Annotated in this window: 8 protein-coding genes; 4 read left to right on the top strand and 4 right to left on the bottom strand. The window is 40.2% G+C overall.

Annotated elements, in window-relative coordinates:
- Positions 1–51 precede the first annotated feature (51 nt).
- The 4 genes from ACM0OS_RS28315 to ACM0OS_RS28300 all read right to left on the bottom strand — a co-directional run bounded on the left by ACM0OS_RS28315 (position 52) and on the right by ACM0OS_RS28300 (position 1,983).
- A complete protein-coding gene (locus ACM0OS_RS28315; protein WP_414546507.1) occupies positions 52–276 on the bottom strand; it encodes a hypothetical protein in 225 nt (74 codons plus the stop codon).
- Positions 266–907 carry a ParA family partition ATPase gene (gene parA, locus ACM0OS_RS28310; protein ID WP_414546506.1) on the bottom strand — a complete coding sequence of 214 codons (642 nt, stop codon included), beginning with the start codon at positions 905–907 and terminating at the stop codon, positions 266–268. The genes ACM0OS_RS28315 and parA overlap by 11 nt, the downstream gene beginning before the upstream one ends.
- A gap of 101 nt (positions 908–1,008) precedes the next feature.
- Positions 1,009–1,803 carry a hypothetical protein gene (locus tag ACM0OS_RS28305; RefSeq protein WP_414546505.1) on the bottom strand — a complete coding sequence of 265 codons (795 nt, stop codon included), beginning with the start codon at positions 1,801–1,803 and terminating at the stop codon, positions 1,009–1,011.
- A 27-nt stretch (positions 1,804–1,830) separates the two neighbouring features.
- Complete coding sequence (locus ACM0OS_RS28300; RefSeq protein ID WP_414546504.1) at positions 1,831–1,983, bottom strand: AAA family ATPase; 153 nt, start codon at positions 1,981–1,983, stop codon at positions 1,831–1,833.
- Positions 1,984–2,243: 260 nt separating this feature from the next.
- Here ACM0OS_RS28300 and ACM0OS_RS28295 point away from each other — a divergent pair, with 260 nt between their 5' ends.
- The 4 genes from ACM0OS_RS28295 (at position 2,244) to ACM0OS_RS28280 (ending at position 5,245) form a co-directional block, all read left to right on the top strand.
- Positions 2,244–3,164: a HipA-like protein gene (locus ACM0OS_RS28295; RefSeq protein ID WP_414546503.1), complete on the top strand. Its 921-nt coding sequence runs from the start codon at positions 2,244–2,246 to the stop codon at positions 3,162–3,164.
- A complete protein-coding gene (locus ACM0OS_RS28290; RefSeq protein ID WP_414546502.1) occupies positions 3,161–3,943 on the top strand; it encodes an HIRAN domain-containing protein in 783 nt (260 codons plus the stop codon). The genes ACM0OS_RS28295 and ACM0OS_RS28290 overlap by 4 nt, the downstream gene beginning before the upstream one ends.
- A 300-nt stretch (positions 3,944–4,243) precedes the next feature.
- On the top strand, positions 4,244–4,933 hold the full coding sequence (locus ACM0OS_RS28285; RefSeq protein ID WP_414546501.1) for a hypothetical protein: 690 nt from the start codon (positions 4,244–4,246) through the stop codon (positions 4,931–4,933).
- Positions 4,934–5,005: 72 nt separating this feature from the next.
- Positions 5,006–5,245 (top strand): helix-turn-helix domain-containing protein, encoded by a 240-nt coding sequence (locus ACM0OS_RS28280; protein ID WP_414546500.1) that lies wholly within the window; start codon positions 5,006–5,008, stop codon positions 5,243–5,245.
- The last annotated feature ends 306 nt before the right edge of the window (positions 5,246–5,551 follow it).

The raw sequence follows: 5,551 nt of genomic DNA, 5'->3' as shown, positions 1-5,551 counted from the left end.
TACTCAAATGAAGTTTTACTCAAATGAAGTTTTACTCAAATGAAGTTTTACTCAATCTTTCTTAGCTGGGGTATCAAGATATGCCTCTAATGCCTTGATTACAATGTTGGTAATGCTGCTACCCTTGCCTTCCTCTATGGCCCGCATCTTAACTTTGTTGTGTAAACTAACTGGGATTTCTGCATTGAGGCGGGTGGTTTCTTCCTTACTTGCTTCCTCAATCGCCAAGTTTTTCTGCTCGTGGTCGCGTCGTGTTTTCTTTGCTTTAAGCACCATGCTTGAGTACCTCCAACACTTCCTTTTTGAGTGTATTAATTTCTCTGGCCGCATCGCTGTTGGGGTCACTGAAAACAGTTAATCCCTCTGCTGCCGTTGTTGGGTAGACTACCCGTTGAGTTGTGCTTGCTTTAAGTACAGGTAAACCATAATCTTTTAGTGCTTGATTAATCTCGCCACTGAGTTTGGTATTTTTGATTGCTCTGCTAATGACAAAAGCGGCTTTTGGTTTACCGTCGGTGACTTCTCGGCGTGCGGCGATTATGTCAACCAGATCGGCACACGCCCAAATGTCGTAGGGGCTAGGTTGCACAGGAATAAGAACCAAGTCAGCGGCTTTGACCGCCGCTGCACTAAGCTTGGCGATTTGCGGCGCACCGTCAATTACGATCCAGTCATATCCTTGCGAAATAGCTTGCAAGTCCTTAGCTAGTGTTTCCCGGTCTAGTCCAACAACTGGGATGATATTTCCGCCACTGGCCTCATTCCAATCCCTAGCACTGCCTTGCGGATCTGAATCTATCAATAATACTGTGTAGTTATCTCGCTTCAGTGCATGAGCAAGATTAGTAGCAATGGTTGTTTTACCTGAGCCTCCTTTTTGGTTCAGGACGGCGATAACTGTTGGCATTTCTTGACCTCAGCATTTTGAGTAAACGTTCATTTGAGTAATTACTCAAACAATCAAAGCATTAATTCTGGGTAATGGCAAGTCAAAAATACAACAAAAAATTATTCTGTCTCTGGGACAGCTTTCTTTTTTATAGGCTTTGGTAATGGGGTTTTTGATTCCTTTTTAGCTCCTGGTTTCTCCGTCGGATTACTCTTTCTTTTCTCAGCCGCAACTGTGGCCTTATCTGTTTTTGATGCTTTGAGAAAATTAGGTAACTCTTCAGTGGGCAATCCCATCAATGAATCAAAGATAAAGAGATTTTTATCAGGGTTAAATTTGGCTTTCAACTGAACGAAATAACGCTTTGCTTGTTCCTCCTTAGACACTTTGGGATTAAATCGGAAGGGCGGAACAATAGCATCTTTCCAAACAATTGGTAAGTGGGATGCTTTCATAAATTTTACTTTCAATGAAGTCTCGGCAGATTTGATAAAATCTAATCTTTCCTTGTTAAAATTCTTGTAAATTGAAATGCAGGGAGTTCGGCATACAGGGATAAACTGCCATAATCCAGATAGCTTAAATTCTCCGTCCTTGAGTTCTTCAAATAATCCCGAAGGGTTTTCTTGGTGTGCCACTAATTGAAAATACATTTGATGTGGTTGGTCTGGCTTAGGAAAATGAATTACTTTCGGATAAACCAGCAAAGTAGCTTCGTTAGTGTCTTTTTTCTTGAGATGTATTTTCAGTGCCTCAAATGCCTTGGGTTTAGAAAAGATTGCATATTCTCGTTTGCCAATTTCAATCTTTAGTTTCTTATCTTCAGTGAGAATTATCTGACCCGAAATTACCCCAATCGCTTGGAAGTAATTCTGTTGTGACTGCTGTTGTGATTGCTCAACTTGCTCTGACATTTTTCTTTCTCCTGTATTAATACCACGCTATTTTGGGCATCGGCTTGAGGGAAGATGAGCGTGAAGGGATACGGAGAACACTGTGTAACCTTCTTGCTTCAGCGCATGAGCAATATTAATAGCAATGGTTGTTTTACCTGAGCCTTTTTTTTGGTTTAGGATGGCGATAACTGTTGACATTTCTAGACTCCAGTAATTTGAGTACATACTCAAATGAGTGTTTACTCAAATTATCAAAGCATCAATCCTGTGTAATTGCAAGTTAAAAATAGAACAGAATTTAGAAGTACTAACAGTGAATCTTAGTTAATACGATAGCTCCTGTATTTTGAGTAAAACTTCATTTAAGTAAATACTCAAAGTTATTTAATAGGAACATTGTTACAGACTAAGCAGGCTATGCTTAATAAGAGCGAAAAAGCCTACTGTCAATGATCTAAATGAATCCTCTTCCTGAATTTCCCATCATTTTTGTTACCAAAGCAGATTATGAGCTTTCCAGTAACGAGATGATGGGCAGCAAGTATAAATTTTGGTTTCAGCATGAACAACTTGGTCGCTGCTTATATAAGCAAGCACGACAAAATTTAGGAGAAGATTGGGCAGAAAAAGTAGCATCAGAGTTGTCTTTTCTTCTAGGATTACCCCACGCCATTTATCATTTAGCAGAAACATGGGAAGGTAATCGGGGTGTAGTTTCACCCAACTTTTTACCAGCAGGAGGGACACTTGTTCATGGCAACGAAATTCTCACGCCAATTGTGCCAAACTACCCTACTTCCGCCACCTACGGCGCAAGACAACATACAATAGATATTGTCTTGCAAGTGATAGAAACAAATCATTTAAGCTTGCCAATAGATTGGACACCACCGAGCGGTATCCAATCAGCAGTAGAAGTGTTTGTTGGCTACCTTCTGTTAGATGCCTGGATTGGCAACGGAGATCGCCACCACGAAAACTGGGGTTTTGTGCGAAAGAAGGTGGCATCTACAGAAACTATACATTTAGCACCCACCTATGACCATGCCTCCTGTCTGGGACGTGACCTCCCTGACGAACAGAGACAGAAACGCTCAGTCGAGGCTTATGCAAATAAATGTTATTCTGCTTTTTATAACAGTGTTGAAGACAAAAAGCCCCTGAAAACTTTTGATGTATTTCACCGAGTTGCTTTCCGTTATCCCCAAGCAGCACATATTTGGCTGGATCGGCTTGAACGCATCTCTCTTGCGAATACCTTAGAGATTTTTAGTCGCATTGACAGATCGCGTATCTCAACTGTTGCTATTGAGTTTGCACAGAAGATTCTGGAATACAACCAAAACAGGTTACTTGATTTAAGGGAATCACTCCCGTGAAGACACCTAAAACACTATTTTTAGCTTGGCAAGACCCGGAGAGCCGCTCTTGGTTTCCCATTGGTCGGTTAACATTCGACGGTGCAAGATACAAGTTTGTCTACACCCAAGGTGTAAAAGAGGCACAACAGATGTGCAGTTTTTCACCTTTATCTTCATTTCCTCACTTAGAAAAAGTATATACATCAACCCACTTATTTTCAGTCTTCTCTAATCGGCTGATGTCTCCTTCCCGGCCTGATTATGCCAAATTCCTGGAATGGCTGAATATTTCAGACTACAAAGATGATCCACTGGCAATTTTAGCCCGTAGTGGTGGAAAACGGGAAACAGATAGTCTTACCGTCTTCCCCTGCCCAGAGCCAGATGCAGCAGGGAAGTATCATCTGCATTTTTTCGCCCACGGGCTGAGATACCTGCCTGAATCTGCAATTGAGCGGATTAATCGCTTGGAACTAGGAGAGCAGTTATGGTTAGCTCACGAATTTCAAAATCCTCACGATTCCCAGGCATTAACTCTTCATACTGAGGATCACTATATCGTAGGTTATTGCCCACGGTACTTACGGAGTGAAGTTTTTGAGCTTCTTTGTCAAGACCCTAGTTCAGTAGACCTGCGTGTAGAGCGTGTAAATTTACCGCCCACACCGCTCCAGTTTCGGTTATTGTGTAATATTACTGCCCAGTGTAAAGACGACTTTCGCCCCTTTTCCAGTCCAGTGTATCAGCCGCTCATTGAAGAAGATGTAGCCACACCATCCCTGATTTCTCCTTCTTAAATTATCTCAACACCATCACCAGGGTGCGCTCGCCGATTAGTTGAAATCACTACACACGGGCGGTGAGTAGCTGAATAACTAATACGGCCATTCACTAAAACTTCTAGCATTGCTCCCTTTTTGGAGCTTTTGCCGCATATTTTTTATAGTGATAATTGATATAAAATCAAAACAGTATAGCGGAACCTGAAAATGACTACTTTTAAATACTAGCTTCTTGACATCTTAAATTTATTCCTATATTGTACTATTTTCTACTAATTTACCAAGAAGAAAAATCTCTACAAAATATAAAAAAATATGAATAATAAGGTGAGCATTTTCCTAACAGGAATATTGCTTGTTAATTTAGCAGTAAAACCATCCGCTGCTGTAGAAGAAAATACTGCTTCGTTGACCAACAATATTAGCTCGATAGATAAAGCTAAAATTAAAATAGCACAAGGTACAAATTCAAGAGTTATTACACTTCGTTTATCAGATGCTGGTGTTTCAGTAGGCAGTGTTTTGGCTTGGGGACCGGCTGGGTTGATCCAAAGAAGATCTACTGATTGGGTTCGCTTAGAAATAAGTGGCAATCAAGTAAAAGTGGTACACACTACAAGAACTACTAATTGGTTAACTCAATTTTCTAAATGGTGGGATCATCCTGTGAGAAAAACAATTTTCAAACCAGATTCTTGTGACATAAATAATGAAAGTAGCTCAGATATAGAAACTCAACTCAGAGAGATAAAAAAATTATATGAATCTCAACTAATAACAAAAGAACAGTATCAAGAATTGCAAGAAAAAATTCTTAATCAAATAGACACTAACTCAACACAATCTACTGCGGTAAATTCCGACTGTATTATATCAGGTGAAGAAGGTAAAATAGAACTTGAAGATATTACCTTATTGACTAAAGGCACTTTTCAGATGGAATATTTGGAAAGTGGTGAATGGAAATACATAGCTTTTAGAGTACCAGAAAAAGAATATCAGTAGATTTTTCATATCATCTACGGAGAGCGATTTTTTTTTGGGGGAGATGGGACTGGCAATGCGGTAAGATAACCAATGAGCGATTCTGAGCAACTTGTTATCTACCAGCTTCATATTTTTATCTTGGGCATCAGCCCCATGATTTGGCGTAGGGTCAAAATCCGCTATACCTGTCAAGCTGTTTTTGCACGTATTTTGAATATAAGTCCTTCAACAGTTCAAAAATGGGAAATAGGACAAAAGCGGCCTAGTGGAGCATCTCTTAAGCTACTGCACTTGGTAAAGAATCGTGGGTTAAACAGTGTGCTGTATTAAAATTTTTGGCTCGTCAAACTTACTTACGGGTAATTCCTCTAATTTAACTTGTAAACCATTGTTCACTTCTGGTCGCTCAAAAACCCCAAACTAAGAAAATCCCGCCCCGAATTTCTTACTTTTATTTGTCACAGCCGAGACTTATCAATGATTTTGAGAGCCAATGCTGCGTAGCTTTATTGCCCGGTTGTGGGTTAGGGTGGCCGCCGAGATACCCGTCAACAAGTTAAAAAGCTAACCAGATAACCATTTAGGTATTGAGCCGAGATACGTGTAAAAACCTGCAAGATGGTCTGGAAACCGTTG

The organism is Nostoc sp. CCY0012, from assembly GCF_963920855.1.
GTDB lineage: Bacteria > Cyanobacteriota > Cyanobacteriia > Cyanobacteriales > Nostocaceae > Cyanocohniella.
The sequence above is the reverse complement of the archived record's forward strand: the minus strand, read 5'-3'. Positions and strand labels throughout refer to the sequence as shown.